A 25,850-nucleotide genomic window follows, 5' to 3' on the forward strand; every position below is an offset into this window, starting at 1 on the left:
GCGAGCCGCGCGGTGAAAGTCGCCAGCGTCCTCATTCCGCTACCGGTGCCCGAGGCCTTCGACTACGAGGTGCCCGAGGGGCTCGATGTCGCCCGGGGCGATCAGGTCGCCGTGCCACTGGGGCCCCGGCTCATGCGCGGCATCGTATCGGAGGCGCGCGAGACCACCGGTTCGAACCGGCGGCTGAAGGCGATCGACCATGTGCTGGACGACCCGCGCCTGCCCGAACGGACCGTGGACTTCGTCGAATGGGCCGCCCGATGGACGTTGAGCGCGCCCGGCGAGATGGCCGCGACCGCGCTGAAAGGCCTGCGCGCCCCGCGGCCCCGACCCGAGCGCCGGGTCCGTCGCGTCGGAGACAGCGCCCCCCAACGCCCGACGCCGGCGCGGACGGCGGTGCTGGAGGCCCTCGGCGACCGGTCCATGCCCGGGCCCGATCTCGCGCGCGCCGCCGGCGTATCTTCCGGCGTTGTGAAGGGCCTGCTGGATGAGGACGTGCTTGAGGTCATCGAGATTGAAGCCGTCGCCGCCTTCGACGCGCCCGATCCCGACCACGCCCCTGCGACCCTGAACCCGGATCAGGCGGCGGCGGCGAACGCCATCGCCGAGGCTGGCGACAAGGGCGGCTTTTCCGCCTTCCTGCTGGACGGGGTCACCGGCTCCGGCAAGACCGAAGCCTATCTGGAAGCCGTGGCGCGGGCCCTGCGCGCCGACCCATCCGCCCAGATCCTGATCCTTCTGCCCGAAATCGCCCTGACGCAGGCCGTGATCGAGCGCATCACCGCCCGGTTCGGTGCCGCCCCGGCCGAATGGCACTCGGGCGTCTCGCCGCCGCGCCGCCGTCAGGTCTGGGAGGCCGTGATCGCGGGCCGCTGCAACATCGTCGTCGGTGCCCGCTCTGCCCTGTTCCTGCCCTACCCCAACCTGCGCCTGATCGTCGTCGACGAGGAGCACGACGGCTCGTTCAAGCAGGAAGAGGGGTTGGTCTATCACGGCCGCGATCTCGCGGTGGCCCGGGCCCGGATCGAGGGGGCGACGGTGGTGCTGGCGTCCGCGACGCCCTCGCTCGAAACGCTGTGGAACGCCCACAACGGTCGCTACGGCTGGCTGAAGCTCGAAGCGCGGCACGGCGCGGCGGTGCTTCCTGACATCCAGCTGCTGGACCTGCGTCAGTCGCCGCCCGACCCCCAGACATGGCTGTCCCAGCCCCTGCGCGAGGCCGTCGGCGAGACGCTGGCGAAGGGCGAACAGAGCCTGCTGTTCCTGAACCGGCGCGGCTACGCCCCCGTCGTCCTGTGCCGGGTTTGCGGCCACCGGCTGACGGCGCCCGATACCGACAGCTGGCTGGTCGAGCATCGCTACACCGGCCGTCTGGTCTGCCACCTCACCGGCTTCTCCATGGTCCGTCCGCGCCTGTGTCCCTCGTGCGGAGCGGAGGACAGCCTCGTCTCCGTCGGCCCGGGCGTCGAACGGGTCGAGGAGGAGGTGCGCCAGCTGTTCCCCGACGCGCGCACGGCCGTGTTCAGCTCCGACACCGTCCCGGACGGCCAGTCCGCCCGCGCCCTCATCCAGCGGATGGCCGAGGGCGAGATCGACATCCTCGTCGCCACCCAGGCGGCGGCCAAGGGCCACAACTTCCCGCGCCTGACCCTCGTCGGCGTGGTCGACGCCGACCTCGGCCTGCGCGGCGGCGACCTGCGCGCGGCAGAGCGGACCTTCCAGCTTCTGACACAGGCGACGGGCCGGGCGGGCCGCGCCGATCGTCCGGGCCGCGCCTTGCTGCAGACTTGGACGCCGGAGCATCCGGTGCTCCAGGCGCTGGCCGCCGGAGACCGCGACGCCTTCGTCGAGGCGGAAATGGCCGAGCGCGAGGCCGCCTCCCTGCCCCCGCACGGCCGACTGGCGGCCCTGATCCTGTCCAGCGAGAACCCCGCCGCCGTCGAGAAGGTCGCCGCCGAACTGGCCGCCGCCATCCCCAATGCCGAACGGCTGGAGGTCTATGGTCCCGCCGACGCGCCTCTGGCGCTGGTCCGGGGTCGTCGTCGCAAGCGGCTGCTGGTCCGGGCAGATCGCGATGTGGACCTGCAGGGCTTCCTGCGCGCCTGGCTGTCGCGGGTGAAGATTCCGGGATCGGTCCGCCTGAGCGTTGACGTCGATCCCTATTCCTTCCTCTAGGCCGTCCGGACGATCCCATTGGTGGCCTGAACCGGCCACGGAGTGAGCCGCCCGCCTGCGCAGGGTCCCCCCACGCACTGGCCGGTCAGCGGCTCGAACACCGCGCCGTGCCATCCGCACAGGATCAGCGACCCGTCCGGCGTCAGATACTGATCCAGCTCCATGGCGAGCGGAAAGCCCTGATGCGGGCAGCGATCGACGAAGCCGGCGAACTGCCCGGCCTTGTGCACCACGAAGCCATGAAAGAAGGCCTCGCCGATCTGCAACACGAAGGCGCGCGAGCCCGGATCGGCGATATCGGTCTCGGCGCAGAGGGCGACGCCTGCGGGGGTGGACCAGACGCGCTTGCGCTCGGCCGGGGCCGCGTCAGTCACGCTCGACCTTCAGCGGGCGGGACAGCAGGCTGTCGATCATGCCCTGCACATCCATCCGCCCGTCAAGAACGGCGGCGACCGCCAGCGAGATCGGCATGTCGACGCCCATCCGCTCCGACAGCTCCCTTACGGCCGGCGCGCTCTCATAGCCCTCGGCGACCGAGCGTTTGCCCGCCAGCGCCTGTTCGATCGTCTGGCCCTGCCCCAGCGCAAGACCAAGGCTCATGTTGCGCGACTGGGGGCTGGAGCAGGTCAGGACCAGATCGCCCAAGCCGCAGAGGCCCGCCACCGTCTCAGCTTCACCGCCCAGCGCCACGCCCAGACGGGTCATCTCGGCGAAGCCGCGCGTGATCAGGGCGGCGTGGGCGCTACGACCCAGACCGCGGCCCTCGGAAATGCCGCAGGCGATGGCCAGCACATTCTTGATCGCCCCGCCGACCTCCGCCCCGATAAGGTCGGTGGCGAGATAGGGCCGGAACATCGGCGCGGACAACGCCTCCATCAAATCCTCGCCCAGCGCCGCGTCGGCACAGGCGAGCGTGACCGCGCAAGGCAGGCCGCGCGCGACCTCGCCCGCGAAGCTGGGCCCCGACAACACGGCGGCCGGCGCGTCCGGCAGGGTCTCGGCCAGCACGTCCGTCATCAGCTTCAGCGAGCCGCGCTCGACGCCCTTGGAGCACAGGATCACGGGAACGCCCGCCCGATGGAACGGCGCGAAGGCAATCAGGGTCGAGCGCATGTGCTGCGCCGGCGGCACCGCGAGGATGAGGTCGCAACCCGCCAGATCGGCCAGGTCGGGCGTGACCCGGATATGGTCGTCAAGCGTCACGCCCGGCAGGAAGGCCTCGTTGACGCGGTGGTCGCGGATGCTGTCGACGACGTCCGTCTCGCGCGCCTGAAGGCACACATCCAGCCCTGCCCAGCCGGCGACCTGCGCCAGCGCCGTGCCCCAGGCCCCCGCGCCGATGACGCCTGCGCTGCGGAATCGCGCCATCAGGCCTTGGCTCCCTTGCGGCCCGGCTTGTGCGCCGGATCGGACAGGGCGCGCGCCTCGTCCAGCGGCCAGCGCGGCCGGGCGGCGACGTCGATGTCGGAGGTCAGACCCTGTTGCAACCGTTCCGCTCCCGCCAGCGCGATCATCGCCGCATTATCCGTACAATAGGCCATGGGCGGAGCCAGAAAGGCAAAGCCGTTCTTTGACGCAACCGCCTCCAGCGTCGATCGCACCGTCCTGTTGGCCGCCACGCCGCCCGCCACCACGAACAGCCTGTGATCATGGTCTTCCGCATAGGCCTTCATCGCCCGGTCCGACCGCTCGCCCAGCTGGCGGGCGATGGCGGACTGCACCGCATCCGCCAGATCGGCCTTCTGCTGGTCGGTCTCGCAGGTCTGGGCCAGACGCGAGGCGGCGGTCTTGAGGCCAGAGAAGGAAAAGTCGCAGTCCTTGCGGCCCAGCAGGGCGCGCGGCAGATCGAAGCGCGATCCGTCGCCAGTCGCCGCCAACTTCTCCAGCGCCGGACCCCCCGGGTAGCCGAGCCCCAGCGCCTTGGCGATCTTGTCGAAGGCCTCGCCCGCCGCATCGTCGATGGTCGTGCCCAGCCGGCTCATATCGCCAATGCCGCGCACCTCCAGCAGCTGGCAGTGACCGCCCGAGACCAGCAGCAGAAGGAAAGGATAGTCGACCTTCTCGCCCAGCCGCGCCGAAACCGCATGGCCCTCCAGATGGTTGACCGCGATCAGGGGCAGGTCCCGCGCCAGCGCCACCGCCTTGCCGAAGCTCAGCCCCACCATCACCCCGCCGACAAGCCCCGGCCCGGCGGTGGCGGCGACGCCGTCCAGACCGTGATAGGCCAGACCGGCCTCGGCCATGGCGCGACGGGTCACCTCGCCGATCATCTCCACATGGCTACGGGCCGCGATCTCGGGCACGACGCCGCCATAGGCCGCATGGTCGTCGATCTGGCTGTGCACCACCGAGGACAGGACGGTCGCCTCGCCGTCCGGCGTGAGGCGCACCACCGACGCGGCGGTCTCGTCGCAGCTGGTCTCGAGGCCGAGCACGGTCAGGGGTCCGGTTGCCCGCTCCCCCTGCCTGCTATAGTCCGCGCCAATCGTCATCGGGTCGAGGTAGCGACCCCACTGGACCCGCGCAACGTCTCATGGCCCCTCTCGTCCGCATCGGCACCCGCCGTTCGAAACTGGCGCTGACCCAGTCGGGCATGATGCAGCGCGCCATCGGCCGGGCGCTGGGCGTCGCCGACGCCGACCTGGCCGAGGCCGTGCCTCTGGTCGAGATCGTCACCACCGGCGACCGGGTGCAGGACCGTCGCCTGCTGGAGATCGGCGGCAAGGCGCTGTTCACGAAAGAGATCGAGGAAGCCTTGCTGGAGGGCCGCGTCGACGTGGCCGTGCACTCGATGAAGGATGTCCCGGCCGAGCAGCCGCACGGCCTGTGCATCGCCGCCGTGCCCGAGCGCGAGGACGCCCGCGACGCCTTCTGCAGCGAGCAGTTCGCGACTTTCGACGACCTGCCGGTCGGGGCCCGGCTGGGCACCGCCTCCCTGCGCAGGCAGGCGCAGGCGCTGGCGTTGCGGCCGGACCTCCAGATCGAGATGCTTCGAGGCAACGTCGACACCCGCCTGCGCAAACTGGCCGACGGCGAGTTCGAAGCGATCCTGCTGGCGACGGCCGGCCTGAACAGGCTGGGCTTCGAGAGCGCGATCCGCGAGCGGCTGTCGCTGCACGACTTCCTGCCCGCGCCGGGTCAGGGCGCGCTGGCCCTGCAGACCCGTGCCGATGACCGCGAGGCGACATGGGTCGATGCGCTGAACGATCCGATGACCGCACTGGCCGTCGAGGCCGAGCGCGGCGCCATGACGGCTCTGGAAGGCTCCTGCCGCACGGCCATCGGCGCCCACGCCGCCATCGCCGAAGGCCATCTTCGCCTGACGGTCGAAATGCTGGCCCCCAACGGCTCCGCCCGCTGGCGGCGATCAGGCGAGATCGGCGACGTGCACGCCGCCGACGCGGCCGATCAGGCCCGCGCCCTCGGCCTTACCCTGGGAGCCGAGGTGCATGCGCAGGCCGGCGACCAGAGGATCGAGCTCTGAGCGTCCCCCGCCGGGTCTGGGTCACTCGCTCCGAGCCCGGGGCCGGACGCACCGCGGCGCGCCTGAAGACTCTGGGCTTCGAACCGGTCGTCCGCCCGCTCATCGCCATCACGACCCTCGACCAGCCCGCCCCGGACCTGTCGTCCGTCGCGGCTCTCGCCTTCACCAGCGTCAACGGCGTCGCCGCCTTCGCCGCCCTGACCCCCGACCGCGACCTCCCGGTCTTCACGGTCGGCGAAGTCACTGCAAGCGCGGCGCGAGATGCGGGGTTCGCCGAGGTCCGGTCCGCTGACGGCGACCTGACCGCCCTCGCCCGCCTGCTTGAAACGAGCGATATTGGCGGCACGGTTCTCGCTGCCGTGGCCAGAGAGCCTGCCGGCGATCTGGCGGGCATGGTTCCCACGGTCCACGTCCGGACGCTGACTGTCTACGCCGCCTCCGAAACCGGCGTCGACGCGCCGGACGACATCGACTCTGTCCTGCTGCACTCGGCCCGATCCGCCAGAGCGCTCGCCCGTCTCTGGCGTCGCGACCGGCCCACTCCCGCCGTCTTCGCCCTGTCGGACGCCGTCGCCTTTCCGATGCTGTCCCTGACCATCCCAAGGGTCGCTTCCCGTCCAACGGAAGCCGCCCTGCTGGAGGCGCTTGGCAAGCCGGGGCCCGACGTATAAAGAGCCGCTCTCGCGCGGGCCCCGGCCCGAGGCGCCAAGGCCGCTTTAGCTCAGCTGGTAGAGCATCGCATTCGTAATGCGGGGGTCAGGTGTTCGAGTCACCTAAGCGGCACCATTCTTTCAACCCGTCAGAATCAGCCTCGCGCCATCGGCGCGCGTCTTTTCCGCGCGCCTGACGCGCAGCTCCCTTGAACATATAAACATATCTTTATATGTCTGCGGCCGCTCGAAGCCGCAGGAGTCCACCTTGTCCCGTTCGTCGTTCTACTTCACCTCGGAAAGCGTCTCCGAGGGACACCCCGACAAGGTCGCGGACCGCATCTCCGACACCATCGTCGACCTGTTCCTCGCCAAGGACCCCGAAGCGCGGGTGGCCTGCGAGACGCTGACGACGACCGATCTGGTGGTCATCGCCGGCGAGATCCGCGGCAAGGGCATCATGGACACCAACGGCGAATGGGCGCCCGGCGTGAAGGATGAGATCGAGGCCGCAGTGCGCGCCGCGGTCAGGGACATCGGCTACGAACAGACCGGCTTCCACTGGAACACCTTCGCCTTCCAGAACCACCTGCACCCCCAATCGGCCGACATCGCCGTGGGCGTCGACGCCGCCGGGAACAAGGACGAGGGCGCGGGCGATCAGGGCATCATGTTCGGCTATGCCTCAAACGAGACGCCCGAGTTCATGCCGGCCACTCTCGCCTACAGCCACACCATCCTGAAGAAGCTCGCCGAGCTGCGTCATGCCGGCGAGAAGACGCTGGAGCCCGACGCCAAGAGCCAGGTTTCGCTCTTCTACGAGAACGGCCGCCCGGTGCGCGCCTCCTCGATCGTGGTCTCGACCCAGCACGGCAAGGGCCTGACCCAAGCCGACGTGCGCAAGGTCGTCGAGCCCGTTGTCCGCTCGGTTCTGCCCGAGAGCTTCATCACTGACGAGACCGTCTGGCACATCAACCCGACCGGCGTGTTCGAGATCGGCGGCCCGGACGGCGACACCGGCCTGACCGGCCGCAAGATCATCGTCGACACCTACGGCGGCGCGGCTCCGCACGGCGGCGGCGCCTTCTCGGGCAAGGATCCGACCAAGGTCGACCGCTCGGCCGCCTACGCCGCCCGCTATCTGGCCAAGAACGTGGTCGCCGCCGGCCTCGCCGATCGCTGCACCATCCAGCTGTCCTACGCCATCGGCGTGGCCCAGCCCCAGTCGGTCCACGTCGACCTGCACGGCACCGGCAAGATCGACGCCGAGGTTCTGGAACGCGAACTGCCCGCCCTGATCGGCGGCGCGACCCCCCGCTCGATCCGCGAACATCTGGGCCTCAACAAGCCGATCTACGCCCGCACCGCCGCCTACGGCCACTTCGGCCGCCAGCCGGACGCTGACGGCGGCTTCTCGTGGGAGAAGACCGATCTCGTCGACAAGCTGAAGGCGCTCGTCTGAATCGCCTTCACCCCCTGAGGGAGACGCGTTAGGACGCCGCCATGTCCGACGCCTCTCCTCCGCCCACCTGGGGTCCGCTCCGTTCGTTCGGCCGCATCAAGTCGCGCACGCTGAAGCCGCGGCAGGCCGCGTTGTTCGACACCCTGCTGCCGACCGTCGCCCTGCCCGACCCGCTGGCTGGCCCGCTTGACCCGCAGGCGCTCATGCCCGGCGCGAAAGAGGTCTGGCTCGAGATCGGCTTCGGCGGCGGCGAGCATCTGGCCGCACAGGCCGCACGGCATCCCGACGCCCTGATGATCGGCTGCGAGCCCTTCCTGAACGGCGTCGGCTCGGCCCTGCGCCACGTCGAGGAAGGCCGGCTGAAGAACGTACGGCTACACGCCGGCGATGCGCGCGATGTGATGAAGGCACTGCCCGACGGTGCGCTGGACCGGGTCATGATCCTGTTCCCCGACCCCTGGCCCAAGGCGCGCCACACCAAGCGCCGTCTGGTGCAGGATGAGACGGCGGCCGAGATCGTCCGCCTGCTGAAGCCGGCCGGCCGGGTTCGCTTCGTCACCGACTGGAAGGACTACGCCGACTGGGCGCTGGAGCGGTTCGAGCGCACTCCGGGTCTGGAATGGCTGGCCGAGGCCGCCGACGACTGGCGCACGGCGCCCGACGATCACGTCGTAACCCGCTATGAGGAAAAGAAGCTGGGCGACACCCCGCCGATATTCCTTGAGTTCCGGAAGGTTTGAGGCATGCGCGGGCGGGTCGGTCACATCGCATTGGGCCCGCTGATCGCAGCCTCGCTGGCCGCCCCCGCCGTGGCCGTCACCCTTTTCCATCTCGGCCTCGCCGGCGTTCTGATAGCGACCGCCCAGATCACGCCAGCGTCCGTGGCGATGGCGTTGCTGTCCTACGTCTACATGATCGCCCTGTGCACGGTCTGGGGCGCGATCCCGGCCTTCATGTGCGGCGGAGCGGTGCTGGCCGCGACCCGCAAGGCGTTCGAGCGACCCGATCCCTCGATGCGAGCCAATCTGTTTGGTGGGCTGGCGGCCGTCGCACTCTATATGGCGATCAGCTTCGGCCTGTGGGCTATCGACCGGGGCTTGCCGGTCTTCATTGCGCATTGGGTCAGCCTGTTGTTCGCCACGCCCACGGACAGCGAACTGAACCGGGGGACGCCCGGCAGCGTCTGGCTGATCGCGTCCCTGCTGCTGTCGGGACCGGCGGCGGCCCGGGTTTACGTCAGCCTAGGCGGGCCGCAAAAAAGGCCTGAGCGCCAAGGCCGCGCCCGCCGCCGCGAGGGACTTCGCGATCGCGCCGATCAGAAACGGTGCAAACCCGACCGCCAGCGCTTCCTCGACCCCGATACCGGTCGCCAACCATGTCGCGCCCAGCGCGAGGATCAGCAGGTGCGCCCCGATCGCCAGCCCGCTCATGCCGATGAAGCCTGACAGCGCCGGTCTGCGCGACAGGGTTCCCGCCAAACCGGCCGCCAGCGGAAACGCGACGAGATAGCCCGCCGTCTCTCCGGTCAGCGCGTCCACGCCTGACCCGCCGTCGGAAAACACCGGCAGACCGACCGCGCCCAGCAGCAAGTAGAGCCCCATGGCCGCCGCCCCGCCTCGCGCGCCCAGCACCAGTCCGGAGAGGACGACCGCAAAACTCTGCAGGGTCATCGGCACCGGCGTCATCGGCACACTGATCTGCGCGCACAGCGCCGTCAGCAGGGCGAACAGGGGAATGGAAATCCAGAGGCGCGCCATGCCCGCTCTATCCCCGCCTGGCCCGGTTCGCGCAACGGCCTTCCTCTTTGGGGCTGACAAAGGCTGTTCGGGGGTCTATATGCCGCCCCACATCGTTAGACCGGCGTCCGACGGCGCCGATTGAAGCGGCGGCCCGGATGGCCAGCCGCTTTTGTTTTGTCCGGGACCCGCCCTTGAAGGCCAAGACCGCCGAAGACCGCGCTCTGCTTGAGCTGATCGAACCCGTGGCCGAGAGCCTGGGCCTCGACATCGTGCGCGTGCGGCTGATGGGTGGAACCCTGCGTCGTCGCCTGCAGATCATGGCCGAACGCCCCGCCGACCATGACATCGCGGTCGAGGAATGCGCCCGCCTGAGCCGCGCGGTGTCCGAGGTGCTGGACGCCGCCGACCCCATCGCCGGCGAATACCTGCTTGAGGTCTCGTCCCCCGGCATCGACCGTCCCCTCACCCGTCTGACCGACTTCGACCTGTTCGAAGGCTATGAGGCGCGGCTGGAGACGGACCGGATGATCGAGGGCCGCAAACGTTTCAAGGGCGCGCTGGCCGGAACCGAGGGCGACAACATCGCCATCGATCTGGAAGGCGAGGACGACACCGCCCTGATCCCCTTCGCCTGGCTTTCCGACGCCAAGCTGGTGCTGACCGACGAACTGATGAAGGCGGGCGCCGAGAAGCGCGCCGCCCGTAATGACAACCTGACTGAGGCCGAGGACTGAATATGGCTGCCGGAGTTTCCGCTAACCGTCTCGAACTGCTGCAGATCGCCGATGCGGTTGCGCGTGAGAAGAACATCGACAAGGAAATCGTCGTCGAGGCGATCGAGGAGGCGATCCAGAAGGGCGCCAAGTCGCGCTACGGCGCCCATCACGACATCCGCGCCAAGATCGACATCAAGACCGGCGAACTGGCCCTGACCCGTCACGTCACCATCGTCGAGGACGACTGGCAGCCGGAAGACGAGCTGGAAGAGTTCAACGACAGCGCCATGGTGCGCCTGAAGGACGCCCTGAAGCGCGATCCGGAAGCCGTGGTCGGCAAGGAGTACATCGAGGAGCTGCCGCCGTTCGAGTTCGGCCGCGTGCAGACCCAGATGGCCCGTCAGGTCGTGACCGGAAAAGTCCGCGAGGCCGAACGCGCCAACCAGTACGAAGAGTTCAAGGACCGCGTCGGCGAGATCGTCAACGGCACCGTCAAGCGCGTCGAATACGGCAACACTGTCGTCGATCTGGGTCGCGGCGAGGGCATCATGCGCCGCAACGACTCGATCCCGCGCGAGGTGTTCAACATCGGCGACCGGATCCGCACCTACATCTACGACGTGCGCCCGGAAGCGAAGGGCCCGCAGGTCATGCTGTCGCGCTCGCACCCCGGCTTCATGGCCAAGCTGTTCGCGCAGGAAGTGCCAGAGGTGTATGACGGCGTTATCGAGATCCGCGCCGCCGCCCGCGACGCCGGCTCGCGCGCCAAGATGGCCGTGCTGTCGAACGATTCCTCCATCGACCCGGTCGGCGCCTGCGTCGGCATGCGCGGCTCGCGCGTTCAGGCGGTCGTCGCCGAACTGCAGGGCGAGAAGATCGACATCATCCAGTGGAACAACGACGAGCCGACGTTCATCGTGAACGCGCTGGCCCCCGCCGAAGTCTCCAAGGTGGTGCTCGACGAAGAAGCCGACCGCGTCGAAGTGGTGGTGCCGGACGAGCAGCTGTCGCTGGCCATCGGCCGCCGCGGCCAGAACGTCCGCCTCGCCTCGCAACTGACCGGCTGGCAGATCGACATCATCACCGAGTCGCAGGACTCCGAGCGTCGCCAGCGCGAGTTCACCGAGCGCACCGCCCTGTTCCAGGAAGCCCTGGACGTGGACGAGGTCATCGCCCAGCTGCTGGTCACCGAAGGCTTCGCCACGGTGGAAGACCTGGCCTATGTCGAGCCGTACGAAATCTCCGACATCGAAGGCTTCGACGAGGAAACCGCCGAGGAACTTCAGGCCCGCGCCCGCGACTTCCTCGACCGCAAGTCGGCCGAGCTGGACGCCAAACGCGTGGAACTGGGCGTCGAGGACGGCGTGATCGAGGTTCCGGGCGTGACCCTGGCCATGGCCGTTGCGCTGGGCGAGGGCGGCGTGAAGACCGTCGAGGACCTCGCCGACCTGGCCACCGACGAAATCCGCGGCGGCTACGAAGTCCGCAACGGCGAGCGCGTGAAGGTTCCGGGCGTTCTGGAGAGCTTCAACCTCGCCCAGGAAGACGCTGAGATGCTGATCCTGCAGGCCCGCGTGGCCGCCGGCTGGATCGACGCCTCGGAGCTGCCGCAGCCTGAGCCGGAATACGAGGAAGAGTACGCCGAGGGCGAATACGACCCCGGAGCCGTCTTTGCCGAACAGACCGGTGACGAGACCGACCAACCCGCCGAGGGCGACGCGGAGGCTTCGGAAGAAGCCGCCGACGAACCCCAGAACGCGTGATGGGAGACCTTGCCGTCCATGGGGTTGCGCGACGCGACGATTGACAGGGAACGCCGCGACCTGGTCACGCACCAGGTCATGGATGAATCTCGTCTGATCCGCTTCGTCGCCGCCCCGGACGGCACGGTCGCCCCCGATCTTGCGCGCAAGCTGCCCGGTCGCGGCCTGTGGGTCGCCGCCGACCGCGCCTCGGTGGAGACGGCGGTGAAGAAGAACCTGTTCAGTCGCGCGGCCAAGGCCCCGCTGAAGCCGTCGGCCGATCTGGCCGAAACGGTGGAAACCCTGCTGGTCCGGCGCGTTCTGGATCAGCTGGGACTTGCCCGGCGCGAGGGCGTTCTTATCTCTGGCTTCGAAAAATCGGCCGCCGCGATCCGATCCGGCAAGGCCGCCTGGCTGATCGAGGCGGCGGACGGGTCCGCTGACGGACGCGGCAAGCTTCTGGCCCTCGCGAAACACCAGTCCCCGGCGCCGAAAGTCTGCGCCGCCTTCACGGCGGACGATTTGAGTTTGGCCCTTGGGCTGGAAAATGCGATACACGCCGTCCTGCTTGAGGGCGGGCGGGCCGATCGCTGGACCTTCGAGGTCGAACGACTGGCGGGATTTCGACCGTTGACGCCCCCGGAGTGGGACCGCGATGCGGCTGAGGCCCCGGATGGAATTTCAGACGGGCGGGGTTCTGCTCCCTAACGGGGCGGAGCGCCGCACGGCTTTTTGTGTTTGACGACGGCCCGGACTGTCCGGGCCAGAATAAAGCGACCGGATGACTGACGAGAACGACAAGACCAACGACGGCAAGACGACCCCGGCTTCCCCCGCTTCGGGAACGGGGCCGCGCGCGCCGCTGAGCCTGAAGCCACGCCAAGCGGGAGCGGTTGCGGCCGGCACCGTCAAGCAGAGCTTCAGCCACGGCCGCTCCAAGACCGTGGTGGTCGAGACCAAGCGCCGCGTCGGCGCCGTGCCGGGCGGACACCAGCGTCCGCAGGGCTTCGATGTCGCGCGTCCGCGCACCGACGCGCCGGCCGCGCCGCAGGCTCCGCGCCCGGCGCCGTCTTCCGGCGACGGTGGTCTGTCGCAGTCCGAGCAGGAGGCCCGTCGTCGCGCCATCGAACTGGCCACCCGCCAGAACGCTGAACGTGAGGCCGCCGCCGCCCAGGAACGCGCCCGTCGCGACGCCGCCGCTCGCGAGCAGGCCGCCGCCGCCGAAAAGGCCGCCAGCGCCGCGCAGGCCGAAGCCGCCGCCGCCAGAGCCGCTGCTGAAGCCGCGCGCTCGGAAGCCGCCAAGCTGGCCGCCGCCGCCCCGGCTCCGGCGAAGCCCAGGCCGGCTCCGGCCACACCCGCCGCGCCCGTCGCGCCTCCGGTGGAAGCCGCCGCTCCCGCTCCGACGCCCGCTCCTGCGCCGCGTCCCGCGGCTCCGGCCCGTCCGACCGTCAACTTCGGCCAGCGCGCACCCAAGCCGCAGGCCCCCGGCCGCACGCCGGCTCCGGGCTTCGGCGCCCGCTCGGCGCGCGAACAGGCTATGGGCGGCGGTGAGCGCAGCTTCACCGACCGTCCCGGCGGCGACCGTCCGCAGGGCGACCGTCCGCAAGGCGCGCGCACTCCGGCCCGTCCGGCCGAGCCTGTCCGCTATTCCGCGCTGAACCCTCGCCCGGCCCCCGGCGCCGCCCGTCCGGGCGGACCGCGCACCGGCCCCGGCGGTCGCCCGACGCCCAACGCCCCGCCCGCCACGCCGGACGTGGCGCGCCCCGTCCGCGCCGGCTTCGGTCGTCCCGCCGGTTCCAAGGCCGAGGAGGATCGCGACAAGCGTTTCTCGGACGCCGGTCCGGGCAAGGCCGTCAGCCGTACTCGCGGCGAGCCCAAGCGTCGTGAAGGCCGTCTGACCATCCAGGCCGTCGCCGGTGGCGATGAGGACGCCGCCGAGCGGATGCGCTCGCTGGCCTCGGTGCGCCGGGCCCGTGAACGCGAGAAGGAAAAGCGTCGCGGCGGCTCGACCGACGCGCCGAACCGTCCGCGCGAGGTCGTCATCCCCGACGTCATCACCGTTCAGGAGCTGTCCAACCGGATGGCCGTGCGCGGCGTCGACATCATCAAGTTCCTGATGAAGCAGGGCCTGATGATGAAGATCAACGACGTGATCGACACCGACACGGCCGAACTGGTGGCTGACGAGTTCGGCATGACGGTTCGCCGCGTGTCGGAATCCGACATCGAGACGGGCTTCCTGTCCGACGCGATCGACGACGAGGCGGTCACGCCCCGCGCGCCGGTCGTGGCGATCATGGGCCACGTCGACCACGGCAAGACATCGCTGCTCGACGCCCTGCGCACCACGGACGTGGCGGCGGGCGAAGCCGGCGGCATCACCCAGCACATCGGCGCCTATCAGGTGCGTCTGGAAGACGGCCAGCGGGTCACCTTCCTCGACACCCCGGGCCACGCCGCCTTCTCGGCGATGCGGGCGCGCGGCGCCAACGTCACCGACATCGTGGTTCTGGTCGTGGCCGCCGACGACGGCGTCATGCCCCAGACGATCGAGGCCATCCAGCACGCCAAGGCGGCCAACGCCCCGATCATCGTGGCGGTCAACAAGATCGACAAGCCGGACGCCAACTCGCAGAAGGTCGTCAACGAGCTGCTTCAATACGAAGTCATCTCCGAGGCCCTGGGCGGCGACACCCAGATCGTCGAGGTCTCCGCCAAGGAGCGGATCAACCTTGACGGCCTGATCAGCGCCATCCTGCTGCAGGCCGAGGTCATGGACCTTAAGGCCGATCCGGAACGCTCGGCCGAAGGCGTCGTCGTCGAGGCCAAGCTGGACAAGGGCCGCGGCCCTGTCGCCACGGTTCTGGTCAAGCGCGGCACGCTGAAGCGCGGCGACATCGTCGTGGCCGGCTCCGCATGGGGCAAGGTTCGCGCGCTTCTGGACGAACGCAACGCCCAGCTGACCGAAGCCGGTCCGTCGGTCCCGGTCGAGATTCTCGGTCTGGACGAGGCGCCCAGCCCCGGTGAAGCGCTGGCCGTGGTGGAAAGCGAAGCCCGCGCCCGCGAGCTGACCGAATACCGCGCCCGCATGAAGCGCGAGAAGGCCACGGGCGGCATCAACCAGGTGTCGCTGGTCGACATGATGGCCAAGCTCGGCTCGAAAAAGATCTCGGAGCTGCCGGTCCTCATCAAGGCCGACGTTCAGGGGTCCGCCGAAGCCATCGTCGGCTCGCTCGACAAGATGGCGACCGACGAAGTCCGCACCCGCACCGTCTACTCGGGCGCTGGCGGGATCACCGAGAGCGACGTGCAACTGGCCAAGTCGGCCGGTGCGCCGATCCTCGGCTTCAACGTGCGTGCGTCCAAACAGGCCCGCGACCTCGCCGAGCGCGAGGGCGTGGAGATCCGCTACTATGCGATCATCTACGACCTGCTGGACGACATGAAGGGCGTGCTCTCGGGCATGCTGGCCCCGCTTCAGCGGGAAACCTTCATGGGCAACGCCCAGGTGCTGCAGGTCTTCGACATCTCCAAGATCGGCAAGATCGCCGGTTGCCGGGTCACCGAAGGCGTCGTCCGCAAGGGCGCCCGCGTCCGGGTCATCCGCGAGGATGTCGTGGTGCTGGAACTCGGCACCCTGCAGACGCTCAAGCGCTTCAAGGACGAGGTCAACGAGGTCCAGTCGGGTCAGGAGTGCGGCATGCACTTCCAGGGCTTCCAGGACATTCAGGCCGGCGACTACATCGAGTGCTTCACCGTCGAAGAGGTCAAGCGGACCCTCGACTAGGTCCTAGGGTTACGACGGCGGCGCGCAAGCGCCGCCGTTTCGCCATCTCCGTCAGGAATCAAACAGTATGCGTCGCCTCCTGATCCTCGCCCTCGCCGCCTCGACCCTGGCCGGACCCGCCGCGGCCGAGACGCGCTATCTTTCCTACAACGCCTCCGACCGCATCACCCAGGCCATGACCCGGGCGATCACGCTCGAGGCCGACCGCGGCCTGTTCGGCGCCATCAGCGTACGCCGCATCATCTCGACCTCGAACAGCGGCGAGGCCGAGATCCGTCGCGGCGGCCCCGACGGCGTTCGTCGCGCCCTGCCCGCCGGCAGCGAGGAAACCAACGTCTATTCCATCCAGCCGGAAGGCGCCGGCCGTCCGCTGACCCGCGCGCTCTGCCCCGGGGCCGATGAGGCCTGGCTGGTTTCGAACCGCGTCCGTCTGGGCCGTCCGCTGACCATGCAGGCGGTCGGCCGCTGGACCGACGGCACGTTCCGTCACTGTGTCGGCCTGTCCTACGAATGGCGCGGCGAGTGGGCCATGCCGCCCGCGCCGTCCTCAACCGCTCCCACAAGCTGAGCCGGACTCGCCTCGTCGCCCGTTCCGGCTAGAATGACGTCATGAGCGCCGTCGCCCCGACATCGCAGACCCGACGCCCTCGAGAGCCGTCCCGACGCGGCATGCGGCTTCTCGCGGCCGGACTGACGGTGGTGTGCATCATCGAACTTCTGTTCGCATTCGAGCAGACCCACGCGATGGCCGCCTGGCGCGCGGCGCGCGACATCCCCGCGCCTCAACTGGACCGGCTTTGGTCCAACGCCGCGAGTTCGCTGGGCATCGCACCGCCCTTGCGTGCCGACCACGCCGACATTCCCCTCGCCGGCGCCTTCTCCGCTGTCGACCCGGAGCAGGCCCTGAGCGGCGTCGCCTTCGACGGCGCCGTGATCCGCCCCGCCAGCGAGGAGCCTTGGCGCACAGAGCCCCTGCGCATCGCCTCCGGCTCGGAACCCTCCGGAGACGGCCAGACCTTCGCCCGCCGTCTCCGCGCCGCGCCGGACGCCCAGATCGAGCTGCGCCGGATCGTCGACGCTTCCGCCTCGCCCCTGTGCGGCGGGCAGTCTCCGATATCGGCCGCCCTCCTTCACCGCGGGTCGCGCGTCGACCTGATGCTGTTCCGCAGCGGCGCCAAATCGCTCTGCGGAACATGGACCTTCGAGGCCCGATGAGAAAACGACGCCGGATCAACCTCGGCGGCTTCGGCCCCTTTCTGCTCGTCAGCATTCTCGCTGTGGTCGCCGCCCTGTGGACATGGACCGCGCCGGGCGACGCCGCCCTCTGGCGCGCCCGCGAAGGCGCGCCCGGGGTCCAGCTGCACCTGCTCGACAACGGCTTCCACACCGACCTCGCCGTGCCTCGCGCCGCGCTGGAGGCCCGGCCCGGCCCGCTGGCGGACGCCGTCCGAAGCCTCGGCCCGGGCGACTGGATCCTGATCGGCTGGGGCGACGCCAAATTCTATGTCGACCAGAGCCCCATCTCCGACCGCCTGCCCGATGGCGGTCGCGCTTTCTTCCGGCCCGGGAACCCTTCTGTGGTCATGCTGGATCCGGCCCAACAGGATCCGACGCAGCTCTATGCCGAGGACGGACGCCGGGACTTTCGCCTGACCCCTGCGGGCTTCGAGGCGCTGGCCGCCCATGTCGAGGCGTCTCTGGCCCTGACCGACGGCCGCGCCCGCATCGCCACCGCCCGCCCCGGCGACGACGCCCGCTTCTTCGCCAGCCGCGAGCATTTCTGGATCGGCCATCTGTGCAATCACTGGACGGCCGGCGTGCTGAACGCCGGAGGCCTCGCCGTTCGCCCCCTCCGCTCCATCACCTCCGCCGAGGTGATCGGCGCCATCGATCGTCAGGCCGCCGACGCCCGCTGAGGGCCGGCAGGCTGGACTTGCACCGGGTGCGGGCCTAAGACCCCGCCCCTTCGCTTATCAGGCCGGGTCCGATCCCCGGCGGGCGACTGAAAGGAGCGCGCCATGGGCCGCAAGCAACACACCCGAAACAGCTCCGGGCCCCTGGGTCCCTCGCAACGCCAGCTCCGCGCCGGCGAGCTGATCCGTCACGCCCTCGTCGAGGTTCTGCGCGAGGAAGAAATCCACGACCCCGCCATGGAAGGCGTTTCGGTCACCATCACAGAGGTCCGCCTGTCGCCCGACCTGAAGCACGCCACATGCTTCGTCGAACCTCTCGGCGCCGGCGTCACCGCCGCGCCCACGGCCGGCCACGTGGGAGAGATCGTCAAGGCGCTGAACGCTCACGCCCGGTTCCTGCGCGGCGCGTTGGGCCGTCACATCGATATGAAATTCACGCCCGACCTGCGGTTCCGTCACGACGAGAGCTTCGAGGCCGCCGAGCGCCTGAACCGCCTGCTGGACGATCCCCGGGTGCGCGCCGATATCGAACACGCGGACGACGAAGGGGCATGATCGCCTCAGGCCTGCAGGCCGAACTCGCGAACCAGCCAGCCGTAATACTCCGGCATGGCCGCCCGCAGCCGCTCCCGGGTTCCCGGCGCGCGCGCCGCCTGGCCCCACAGGGCGACCGAGGCGGTCATGGCGAAAAACTCGTTGATGTTGCTGAGCATATAGGCCTGCGCGGGCCAGTCTCCGCTGGCCATGGCGGCGGCGTAAAACCGCCGGAGCTCGCCCGTGCGCGGCAATCGCTCGGCCATGTAAGCATGCAGCAGCTCGTGCAGCAGCACCGGATTGTCCGGGGGCGAGACGCTGTCGTCCAGCGTCAGCTGGCCTTCGCGGAAACGTCCGGGCATGTTCAGGGTCGGGTCGATGCCGATCCCGATCGTGCGGAACCAGACCTTGATATCCTCCCGGATCGCCAGACCTTCGACCAGATCGATCTGCTGACGGATGTAAGCCGCCAGCCCGGCCCGTTCCCCGCCGGGCACGGCCGACAGATCGACGGAGTGGCCACGATAGTCGAAGCGTTGGTCGTCAGCGGCCATGACCGGCGTCGCGCAGGCCAGCAGGCCGCAGATGACGAACTGACGGCGCGGCAGGATCATGGGGCGGACTTCTCGAAGCTCTGTGTCGCTGACGCTCTAACGGGGAAAGACTGATGGCCCGTCGCAAAAAGGGCCAGCCCGTCCACGGATGGGTCTGTCTCGACAAGCCGCTGGAGATGGGTTCGACCGAGGCCGTGTCGAAGGTGCGTCGCCTGTTCGATGCGCAAAAGGCCGGTCACGCCGGCACGCTGGACCCGTTGGCGTCCGGCATCCTGCCCATCGCACTGGGCGAGGCGACCAAGACCGTGCCCTTCATGATGGAGGCGCGGAAGGTCTATCGCTTCACCATCAACTGGGGCGTCTCGACCGACAGCGTGGACCGCGAGGGCCAGATCATCGGCCGCTCCGATGTGCGCCCGACCGCCGAACAGGTGAAGGCCGCGCTGCCGGCCTTCGTCGGCGAGATCGATCAGGTCCCGCCCGCCTTCTCGGCGATCAAGGTCGATGGCCAGCGCGCCTATGATCTGGCTCGCGAAGGCATCGCGGTCGAATTGGCCGCCCGCCGGGTGACCATTCATTCCGCCGAGGTGACGGCCGCCCCCGACGCCGACCACGTCGATATCCGCATCCTCACGGGCAAGGGCGTCTATGTCCGCTCGCTGGCGCGCGATCTCGCCATCGCGCTGGGCGCCGAAGGGCATGTTTCAGTGCTCAGACGCGAGCAGGTGGGGCCGTTCTCGACCGAAAACGCCGTGTCACTGGATTTCCTGACCGATCTGGTGCATAGGAGCGCCGCCTCGGAAGGCTTGCTTCCCGTCGCGACCGCCCTGGACGACATCCCGGAGCTGGCCGTGACGGATCAGGACGCCTTCTCGCTTCGGCAGGGACGACCGATCATTCTGCTCCCCCGACAGGTCGAAACGCTCAAGGGTCAGCTTCACGGCGACGCCCGGACCGTTTCGGTTTTTCAGGGACAGACTCTCGTCGCTCTCGGTCAGTTGCGGGCCGGACGGTTAGAACCCGACCGCGTTTTCAATCTCTCCTGACCCGTTCAGGGGACTCCACATGGAGAATACCGATGTCGATTACTGCTGAACGCAAGCAGGAAGTCATCAACGACAACGCCCGCGGCGCGGGCGATACCGGCTCGGCCGAGGTCCAGGTCGCGATCCTTTCGGAACGCATCGCCAACCTGACCGAGCACTTCAAGACTCACAAGAAAGACAACCACTCGCGTCGCGGCCTGCTCAAGATGGTCTCGCAGCGTCGTCGTCTTCTTGACCACCTGAACAAGGTCGATCGCGAGCGCTACACCGCTCTGATCACCAAGCTGAACCTGCGCCGCTAAGGCCGGGGATCGCGGAAGATTTCGAGGCGCGGGCCATGTCCGCGCCTCTTTCCGCATCGTAAGACCGGCGCGCCGCCGGATGTACTGGCGCACTGACGCGAGGGCTGGATACCGGTCCTCATTTCCCGGGTCTTTCGCGATGGCGCGGACGGCCCCCGGACCGAAGGACTGAACGCCCGACGCTCCACCCGATTATGGGACCCCGCGCGGAATCCGCCCGCGGGACATGAAAGACGAAAATGTTCGATATCAAACGCAAGACGATCGAGTGGGCCGGACGCCCGCTGACCCTCGAAACGGGCCGCATCGCCCGTCAGGCCGACGGCGCCGTGCTGGCGACCTACGGCGAGACCGTGGTTCTGGCCACCGTCGTCTACGGTCGCGCGCCCAAGCCGGGCCTGGATTTCTTCCCGCTGACCGTCAACTACCAGGAAAAGACCTTCGCCGCGGGCCGCATCCCGGGCGGCTACTTCAAGCGTGAAGGCCGTCCGACCGAGAAGGAGACGCTGGTCTCCCGCCTGATCGACCGTCCGATCCGCCCGCTGTTCGTCAAGGGCTTCAAGAACGAGACCCAGGTCGTCATCACCGTGCTGCAGCACGACCTCGAAAACGACCCGGACGTGGTCGGCATGGTCGCCGCCTCGGCCGCCCTGACCATCTCCGGCGTGCCCTTCATGGGTCCGATCGGCGCCGCCCGCGTCGGCTTCATCGACGGCGAGCTGGTGCTGAACCCGACCATCGACCAGCTGCCGGACTCGGCTCTGGATCTGGTCGTCGCCGGTACGCAGGACGCCCTGATGATGGTGGAATCGGAAGCGAAGGAGCTGTCGGAAGAGCAGTTCCTCGACGCCCTGATGTTCGCCCACCGCGGCATGCAGCCGGTCATCGATGCGATCATCGATCTGGCCGAGCACGCCGCCAAGGAGCCCTTCGACTTCAAGGCCGAAGACCACTCCGACGTCGTCACCTCGATCCAGTCGCTGGTCGGCGAGGACATCAAGGCCGCCTATACCCACGTCGCCAAGCATGACCGCCACGCCGCGGTCGGCGCCGCCAAGAAGAAGGCCGCCGAGGCCCTGCTGAAGACCGAGGAAAATCCGGACGGCGTCGATTCCGCCAAGTTCGGCACGGCCTTCAAGGAATGCGAAGCCCACGTCCTGCGTCGCGACATCATCGACAACGGCCACCGCGTCGACGGCCGTGCGCTGGACAAGGTCCGTTCGATCGTTTCGGAAGTCGGCGTCTTCCCGCGCACCCACGGCTCGGCCCTGTTCACCCGCGGTGAAACCCAGGCCATCGTCGTCGCCACGCTCGGCACCGGCGAGGACGAGCAGTACATCGACGCCCTGACCGGCACGTACAAAGAGAAGTTCCTGCTGCACTACAATTTCCCTCCCTACTCGGTCGGTGAAACCGGTCGGATGGGCGGCGCGGGTCGTCGTGAAATCGGTCACGGCAAGCTGGCGTGGCGGGCGATCCGTCCGATGCTGCCGACGTCGGAAGAGTTCCCCTACACCATCCGTCTGGTCTCCGAGATCACCGAGTCGAACGGCTCGTCCTCGATGGCCACGGTCTGCGGTTCGTCGCTGGCCCTGATGGACGCGGGCGTGCCCCTGAAGAAGCCCGTCTCGGGCATCGCCATGGGCCTGATCCTCGAGCCGTCGGGCGAGTTCGCCATCCTGTCGGACATCCTGGGTGACGAAGATCACCTCGGCGACATGGACTTCAAGGTCGCCGGCACCCGTGACGGCATCACCTCGCTGCAGATGGACATCAAGGTCGCCGGCATCACCGAGGAGATCATGAAGAAGGCCATCGCCCAGGCTTCGGCCGGCCGCCTTCACATCCTCGACGAGATGGACAAGGCCATCGACGGCGCCCGCACCGAGCTGGGCGAGTTCGCGCCCAAGATCGAGTCGATCAAGGTTCCGACCGACAAGATCCGCGACATCATCGGCACCGGCGGCAAGATCATCCGCGAGATCGTCGAAAAGACCGGCGCCAAGATCAACATCGAGGACGACGGCACGGTGAAGATCGCCGCCTCGGATCAGGAAAAGATCGACGCCGCCAAGAATTGGATCTCGTCGATCGTGTCCGAGCCCGAGCCCGGCACGATCTATACCGGCAAGGTCGTGAAGGTCGTCGACTTCGGCGCCTTCGTGAACTTCTTCGGCGCCAAGGACGGTCTGGTTCACGTGTCCCAGATCGCTCTGGAACGCGTCGCCAATCCGGCCGACGTCCTGACCGAAGGTCAGGAAGTGAAGGTCAAGTTCCTGGGCATGGACGATCGCGGCAAGACCAAGCTGTCGATGAAGGTCGTCGATCAGGAAACCGGCGAGGACCTGACCGACAAGATCAACGCCGAGCGCGCCGAACGCGGCGAGGCCCCGATGTCGGAAGACACCGGCGGTCGCCCGAAGCGTGACGGCGACGGCGGCGGTCGTGGGGGTGGTGATCGCGGTCGTCGTCGCCGGGACTAGAATCGTCCGGCTGAACTGAACGAGGCCCCGCTGGCGACAGCGGGGCCTTTTTCTTTGCGAAGGGCAGAATTCATCTCCCGCGAGGGGCGTTTTTTACCCCAACGGCCCCGTTTCGGTCATGACCTTCCGGCGAACAGCGCTTATATGAGCCCCAAGCCGGGCGCGAATTGGTCCCGGTTATGGGACATATGACGCGATGGCGGACGATGCCGGTCGGCTGAACCAGGTCTTTGCCGAGACCAGCTTCCTTTACGGCTCGAACGCCGCCTTCATCGAGAACCTGCACGAACAGTGGGCCAATGACCCCTCGTCGGTCTCGCCGGAGTGGCGCGGCTTCTTCGAGCAGATCCGCGACGCCGCCGATGTCGTGAAGGCCTCCGGCGCCGCCGGAAGCTGGGGTCGCCCGACCGTCGGAGAACCCACCGAGGAAACCGGCGTGTTCGACGGACGCTGGCCCGCGCCCAAGCCCGATCCGAAGGCGGCCAAACCCACCACCGTTCCGGCCGCCGCCACCGCTCCGGCCGCCGCGCCCGCTGTCTCGGCCGAGGCCATCCGCGCCGCCGCCCACGATTCCATCCGCGCCCTGATGCTGATCCGCAGCTATCGCGTGCGCGGACACCTGCAGGCGACGCTGGATCCGCTCGGCATCGAGCAGGCGACCAACAATCCCGAGCTGACGCCCGAGTTCTACGGCTTCACCGGCGCCGACCTCGACCGGCCGATCTATCTGGACGGCGTGCTGGGTCTTCAGACCGGCAGCATCCGCGAGGTGCTGGCGATCCTGAAGCGCACCTACTGCGGTAATATCGGCATACAGTTCATGCATATCGCCGAGCCGGAGGAGAAAACCTGGCTACAGGCCCGGTTCGAGGGGCCGGACAAGTTCGAGCAGAACGCCTTCACCCGGGAAGGCAAGCTGGCGATCCTGAACAAGCTGATCGAGGCCGAGGGCTTCGAGCGCTTCCTGCACAAGCGCTTCCCCGGGACCAAGCGGTTCGGTCTGGACGGCGGCGAGGCCATGGTCCCGGCGCTGGAGCAGATCATCAAGCGGGGCGGCGCCCTCGGCGTCGACGAAATCGTGCTGGGCATGGCTCACCGCGGTCGCCTGAACACGCTGGCGGCCGTGATGGGCAAACCCTATCGCGCCATCTTCCACGAGTTCCAGGGCGGCTCGACCGTGCCGTCGGACATCGAGGGCTCGGGCGACGTCAAATATCACATGGGCGCCTCGTCGGACCGCGAGTTTGACGGCAACACCGTCCACCTTTCGCTGACCGCCAACCCGTCCCACCTCGAGATCGTCAACCCGGTCGTGCTGGGCAAGGCGCGGGCGAAACAGGCCTTCGACATCCGGGAGGCCAACGCAGGCGTCCCTGAGGAGCAGTGGGCGCTGGACCGGTCCAAGGTCGTCCCGTTGCTGATCCATGGCGACGCGGCGTTCGCCGGTCAGGGCGTGGTCGCCGAATGCTTCGCCCTGATGGGGCTGAAGGGCTACCGCACCGGCGGGACGATCCACTTCGTCGTAAACAACCAGATCGGCTTCACCACCAGCCCGCGCAACTCGCGCAGCTCGCCCTATCCGTCTGATGTCGCCCTGATGGTCCAGGCGCCGATCTTCCACGTGAACGGGGACGATCCGGAAGCCGTGGTCTTCGCCGCCAAGGTGGCCACCGAGTTCCGCCAGAAATTCCACAAGGACGTGGTGGTGGACATGTTCTGCTACCGCCGCTTCGGCCACAACGAGGGCGACGATCCGACCTTCACCCAGCCGCTGATGTACTCGAAGATCCGCGCACTGGCCTCCACCCGCGAAATCTACGCCAAGCGTCTTGTCGCCGAGGGCGTGATCGATCAGGCGGCGGTCGACGCCGAGGTCGCACGGTTCGAGGCCTTCCTCGACGCCGAGTTCGACGCCGGCAAGAGCTTCGTGGCCAAAAAGGCCGACTGGCTGGACGGCCAGTGGCAGGGCATCGGTCTGGCCGAGGATGACGAGCGTCGTGGAAACACCGCCGTGCCGCGCGCCCGGCTGGATGAGATCGGCCACAAGCTGACGACCATCCCCAACTCGGTCGACATCCACAAGACGCTGAAGCGCGTCATCGACGGCCGCCGCGAGATGATCAGCAGCGGTGAGAACCTCGACTGGGCCACGGCCGAGAGCCTCGCCTTCGGTTCGCTGCTGGACGAAGGCTTCCCGGTCCGTCTGTCGGGCCAGGACTCGGTCCGCGGCACCTTCTCCCAGCGCCACTCGGGCATCGTCGACCAGACGACAGAGGCCCGCTACGTCCCGCTGAACAACCTGCGCGACGGTCAGGCCCAGTTCGAGGTGATCGACTCGGCCCTGTCGGAAGAGGCGGTGCTGGGCTTCGAATACGGCTACGCCCTGTCGGACCCCAACACGCTGGTCATGTGGGAAGCCCAGTTCGGCGACTTCGTGAACGGCGCCCAGGTGGTGATCGACCAGTTCATCAGCTCCGGCGAGCGGAAGTGGCTGCGCATGTGCGGCCTGACCATGCTGTTGCCCCACGGCTATGAGGGCCAGGGTCCGGAGCACTCGTCGGCGCGTCTGGAGCGTTTCCTGCAGGCCTGCGCCGAGGACAATATGCAGGTCGCCAACTGCACCACCCCGGCCAACTATTTCCACATCCTGCGCCGCCAGATGCACCGGCCCTTCCGCAAGCCGCTGATCATCATGACGCCGAAGTCGCTGCTGCGTCACAAGAAGGCCGTGTCCAGCATGGCCGAGCTGGCGGAGGGTTCGTCCTTCCACCGCGTGCTGCACGACGACGCCCAGACACGCCCCGACGTCGCGGGCGTGAAGATCAAGGCCGACAAGGACATCCGCCGCGTCGTCCTGTGCTCGGGCAAGGTTTATTACGACCTGCTGGAGCGCCGCGAGAAGGACTTCAAGGACGGCAAGCCGGTGGACGACGTCTATCTGATGCGTCTGGAGCAGTTCTATCCGTGGCCGATGAAGTCGCTGCTGACTGAACTGGGCCGCTTCCCCAACGCCGAACTTGTCTGGTGTCAGGAAGAGCCCAAGAACATGGGCGGCTGGACCTTCGTGGATCCGTGGCTGGAGCTGACGCTCGAGAAGCTGAAGGTGAAGGCCAAACGCGCCCGCTACGTCGGCCGCCCGGCCTCGGCCTCGACGGCTGCGGGCCTGATGAGCCGCCACCTGAAAGAACTCGACGCCTTCCTCACCGAGGCCTTCGCCTGATAAGCGAAGACCAAGATCGAACCTGAACGAAAAACCGGACCCT

At 68.5% G+C, this 25,850-nt stretch carries 21 protein-coding genes, 1 tRNA gene and 1 pseudogene; 18 read left to right on the forward strand and 5 right to left on the reverse strand.

Annotation, left to right across the window (positions count from 1 at the left end; translation table 11 throughout):
- Window positions 1-9: 9 nt before the first annotated feature.
- Window positions 10-2,175: pseudogene (locus ACIQC9_RS11760) on the forward strand (primosomal protein N'); the annotation flags it as partial.
- On the opposite strand, the gene ACIQC9_RS11765 reads toward ACIQC9_RS11760, so the two are convergent.
- Genes ACIQC9_RS11765 through tsaD form a run of 3 tightly spaced genes read right to left on the reverse strand, consistent with a single transcriptional unit; the run spans window position 2,172 to window position 4,667 of the window.
- Window positions 2,172-2,549, reverse strand: a complete 378-nt coding sequence (locus ACIQC9_RS11765; protein WP_400616023.1) for a Rieske (2Fe-2S) protein — start codon at window positions 2,547-2,549, stop codon at window positions 2,172-2,174. The pseudogene ACIQC9_RS11760 and the gene ACIQC9_RS11765 overlap by 4 nt on opposite strands.
- Entirely contained in the window at window positions 2,542-3,543 is a 1,002-nt protein-coding gene (locus ACIQC9_RS11770) for an NAD(P)H-dependent glycerol-3-phosphate dehydrogenase (RefSeq protein ID WP_400616025.1), read from the reverse strand. The genes ACIQC9_RS11765 and ACIQC9_RS11770 overlap by 8 nt, the downstream gene beginning before the upstream one ends.
- Entirely contained in the window at window positions 3,543-4,667 is a 1,125-nt protein-coding gene (gene tsaD, locus ACIQC9_RS11775) for a tRNA (adenosine(37)-N6)-threonylcarbamoyltransferase complex transferase subunit TsaD (RefSeq protein WP_400616027.1), read from the reverse strand. Before tsaD ends, ACIQC9_RS11770 begins: the two co-directional genes overlap by 1 nt.
- 41 nt (window positions 4,668-4,708) lie before the next feature.
- On the opposite strand from tsaD, the gene hemC reads away from it, so the two are divergent.
- The 5 genes from hemC (at window position 4,709) to trmB (ending at window position 8,511) form a co-directional block, all read left to right on the forward strand.
- Complete coding sequence (gene hemC / locus ACIQC9_RS11780) at window positions 4,709-5,659, forward strand: hydroxymethylbilane synthase (protein WP_400616029.1); 951 nt, start codon at window positions 4,709-4,711, stop codon at window positions 5,657-5,659.
- Complete coding sequence (locus tag ACIQC9_RS11785; protein WP_400617348.1) at window positions 5,656-6,330, forward strand: uroporphyrinogen-III synthase; 675 nt, start codon at window positions 5,656-5,658, stop codon at window positions 6,328-6,330. The genes hemC and ACIQC9_RS11785 overlap by 4 nt, the downstream gene beginning before the upstream one ends.
- Before the next feature lie 39 nt (window positions 6,331-6,369).
- A tRNA-Thr gene (locus ACIQC9_RS11790) sits at window positions 6,370-6,445 on the forward strand.
- Window positions 6,446-6,577: 132 nt separating this feature from the next.
- Complete coding sequence (gene metK, locus ACIQC9_RS11795; protein ID WP_400616031.1) at window positions 6,578-7,771, forward strand: methionine adenosyltransferase; 1,194 nt, start codon at window positions 6,578-6,580, stop codon at window positions 7,769-7,771.
- Between the two features lie 41 nt (window positions 7,772-7,812).
- Window positions 7,813-8,511: a tRNA (guanosine(46)-N7)-methyltransferase TrmB gene (gene trmB, locus ACIQC9_RS11800; protein ID WP_400616033.1), complete on the forward strand. Its 699-nt coding sequence runs from the start codon at window positions 7,813-7,815 to the stop codon at window positions 8,509-8,511.
- A 501-nt stretch (window positions 8,512-9,012) separates the two neighbouring features.
- Here the strand turns inward: trmB and ACIQC9_RS11805 are convergent.
- Window positions 9,013-9,528 (reverse strand): biotin transporter BioY, encoded by a 516-nt coding sequence (locus ACIQC9_RS11805; protein ID WP_400616035.1) that lies wholly within the window; start codon window positions 9,526-9,528, stop codon window positions 9,013-9,015.
- Window positions 9,529-9,701: 173 nt separating this feature from the next.
- Between ACIQC9_RS11805 and rimP the strand changes: the two genes are divergently transcribed.
- The 8 genes from rimP to rbfA all read left to right on the forward strand — a co-directional run bounded on the left by rimP (window position 9,702) and on the right by rbfA (window position 18,223).
- Window positions 9,702-10,244, forward strand: coding sequence for a ribosome maturation factor RimP (rimP, locus tag ACIQC9_RS11810; protein WP_400616037.1), 543 nt, complete (start codon window positions 9,702-9,704; stop codon window positions 10,242-10,244).
- Between the two features lie 2 nt (window positions 10,245-10,246).
- Window positions 10,247-11,989: a transcription termination factor NusA gene (nusA, locus tag ACIQC9_RS11815; protein ID WP_400616038.1), complete on the forward strand. Its 1,743-nt coding sequence runs from the start codon at window positions 10,247-10,249 to the stop codon at window positions 11,987-11,989.
- 18 nt (window positions 11,990-12,007) lie between these two features.
- Window positions 12,008-12,676, forward strand: coding sequence for an RNA-binding protein (locus ACIQC9_RS11820; RefSeq protein ID WP_400616039.1), 669 nt, complete (start codon window positions 12,008-12,010; stop codon window positions 12,674-12,676).
- A gap of 73 nt (window positions 12,677-12,749) precedes the next feature.
- On the forward strand, window positions 12,750-15,755 hold the full coding sequence (infB, locus tag ACIQC9_RS11825) for a translation initiation factor IF-2 (protein WP_400616041.1): 3,006 nt from the start codon (window positions 12,750-12,752) through the stop codon (window positions 15,753-15,755).
- Between the two features lie 67 nt (window positions 15,756-15,822).
- Window positions 15,823-16,323: a hypothetical protein gene (locus ACIQC9_RS11830; protein ID WP_400616044.1), complete on the forward strand. Its 501-nt coding sequence runs from the start codon at window positions 15,823-15,825 to the stop codon at window positions 16,321-16,323.
- Between the two features lie 41 nt (window positions 16,324-16,364).
- Complete coding sequence (locus ACIQC9_RS11835; RefSeq protein WP_400616046.1) at window positions 16,365-16,970, forward strand: hypothetical protein; 606 nt, start codon at window positions 16,365-16,367, stop codon at window positions 16,968-16,970.
- On the forward strand, window positions 16,967-17,671 hold the full coding sequence (locus tag ACIQC9_RS11840; protein ID WP_400616049.1) for a DUF2459 domain-containing protein: 705 nt from the start codon (window positions 16,967-16,969) through the stop codon (window positions 17,669-17,671). The genes ACIQC9_RS11835 and ACIQC9_RS11840 overlap by 4 nt, the downstream gene beginning before the upstream one ends.
- Before the next feature lie 102 nt (window positions 17,672-17,773).
- Window positions 17,774-18,223 carry a 30S ribosome-binding factor RbfA gene (gene rbfA / locus ACIQC9_RS11845; protein WP_400616051.1) on the forward strand — a complete coding sequence of 150 codons (450 nt, stop codon included), beginning with the start codon at window positions 17,774-17,776 and terminating at the stop codon, window positions 18,221-18,223.
- 5 nt (window positions 18,224-18,228) lie between these two features.
- Here rbfA and ACIQC9_RS11850 read toward each other — a convergent pair whose 3' ends face one another.
- The gene (locus tag ACIQC9_RS11850; protein WP_400616053.1) at window positions 18,229-18,816 is read right to left on the reverse strand and encodes a hypothetical protein; all 588 of its coding nucleotides are present in this window, start codon (window positions 18,814-18,816) and stop codon (window positions 18,229-18,231) included.
- 53 nt (window positions 18,817-18,869) lie between these two features.
- On the opposite strand from ACIQC9_RS11850, the gene truB reads away from it, so the two are divergent.
- From truB to ACIQC9_RS11870, 4 genes are all read left to right on the forward strand, one after another.
- Window positions 18,870-19,802 carry a tRNA pseudouridine(55) synthase TruB gene (gene truB / locus ACIQC9_RS11855; protein ID WP_400616055.1) on the forward strand — a complete coding sequence of 311 codons (933 nt, stop codon included), beginning with the start codon at window positions 18,870-18,872 and terminating at the stop codon, window positions 19,800-19,802.
- A 32-nt stretch (window positions 19,803-19,834) separates the two neighbouring features.
- Window positions 19,835-20,104: a 30S ribosomal protein S15 gene (gene rpsO, locus ACIQC9_RS11860; protein ID WP_400616057.1), complete on the forward strand. Its 270-nt coding sequence runs from the start codon at window positions 19,835-19,837 to the stop codon at window positions 20,102-20,104.
- A 239-nt stretch (window positions 20,105-20,343) separates the two neighbouring features.
- The gene (gene pnp / locus ACIQC9_RS11865) at window positions 20,344-22,587 is read left to right on the forward strand and encodes a polyribonucleotide nucleotidyltransferase (protein ID WP_400616059.1); all 2,244 of its coding nucleotides are present in this window, start codon (window positions 20,344-20,346) and stop codon (window positions 22,585-22,587) included.
- Window positions 22,588-22,783: 196 nt separating this feature from the next.
- A complete protein-coding gene (locus ACIQC9_RS11870) occupies window positions 22,784-25,807 on the forward strand; it encodes a 2-oxoglutarate dehydrogenase E1 component (protein WP_400616061.1) in 3,024 nt (1,007 codons plus the stop codon).
- Window positions 25,808-25,850: the final 43 nt, after the last annotated feature.

It is taken from the genome of Brevundimonas sp. NPDC092305, assembly GCF_044755415.1.
GTDB lineage: Bacteria > Pseudomonadota > Alphaproteobacteria > Caulobacterales > Caulobacteraceae > Brevundimonas.

Bases quoted from the DNA above. Each gene is read 5' to 3' on its own strand.
- truB (WP_400616055.1), top strand. From the start codon at position 18,870: ATGGCCCGTCGCAAAAAGGGCCAGCCCGTCCACGGATGGGTCTGTCTC.
- rpsO (WP_400616057.1), top strand. From the start codon at position 19,835: ATGTCGATTACTGCTGAACGCAAGCAGGAAGTCATCAACGACAACGCC.
- trmB (WP_400616033.1), top strand. From the start codon at position 7,813: ATGTCCGACGCCTCTCCTCCGCCCACCTGGGGTCCGCTCCGTTCGTTC.
- rbfA (WP_400616051.1), top strand. From the start codon at position 17,774: ATGGGCCGCAAGCAACACACCCGAAACAGCTCCGGGCCCCTGGGTCCC.
- ACIQC9_RS11835 (WP_400616046.1), top strand. From the start codon at position 16,365: ATGAGCGCCGTCGCCCCGACATCGCAGACCCGACGCCCTCGAGAGCCG.
- ACIQC9_RS11770 (WP_400616025.1), bottom strand. From the start codon at position 3,543: ATGGCGCGATTCCGCAGCGCAGGCGTCATCGGCGCGGGGGCCTGGGGC.
- ACIQC9_RS11870 (WP_400616061.1), top strand. From the start codon at position 22,784: ATGGCGGACGATGCCGGTCGGCTGAACCAGGTCTTTGCCGAGACCAGC.
- hemC (WP_400616029.1), top strand. From the start codon at position 4,709: ATGGCCCCTCTCGTCCGCATCGGCACCCGCCGTTCGAAACTGGCGCTG.
- ACIQC9_RS11850 (WP_400616053.1), bottom strand. From the start codon at position 18,816: ATGATCCTGCCGCGCCGTCAGTTCGTCATCTGCGGCCTGCTGGCCTGC.
- ACIQC9_RS11820 (WP_400616039.1), top strand. From the start codon at position 12,008: ATGGGGTTGCGCGACGCGACGATTGACAGGGAACGCCGCGACCTGGTC.
- pnp (WP_400616059.1), top strand. From the start codon at position 20,344: ATGTTCGATATCAAACGCAAGACGATCGAGTGGGCCGGACGCCCGCTG.
- infB (WP_400616041.1), top strand. From the start codon at position 12,750: ATGACTGACGAGAACGACAAGACCAACGACGGCAAGACGACCCCGGCT.
- ACIQC9_RS11830 (WP_400616044.1), top strand. From the start codon at position 15,823: ATGCGTCGCCTCCTGATCCTCGCCCTCGCCGCCTCGACCCTGGCCGGA.
- ACIQC9_RS11805 (WP_400616035.1), bottom strand. From the start codon at position 9,528: ATGGCGCGCCTCTGGATTTCCATTCCCCTGTTCGCCCTGCTGACGGCG.
- nusA (WP_400616038.1), top strand. From the start codon at position 10,247: ATGGCTGCCGGAGTTTCCGCTAACCGTCTCGAACTGCTGCAGATCGCC.
- tsaD (WP_400616027.1), bottom strand. From the start codon at position 4,667: ATGACGATTGGCGCGGACTATAGCAGGCAGGGGGAGCGGGCAACCGGA.
- ACIQC9_RS11840 (WP_400616049.1), top strand. From the start codon at position 16,967: ATGAGAAAACGACGCCGGATCAACCTCGGCGGCTTCGGCCCCTTTCTG.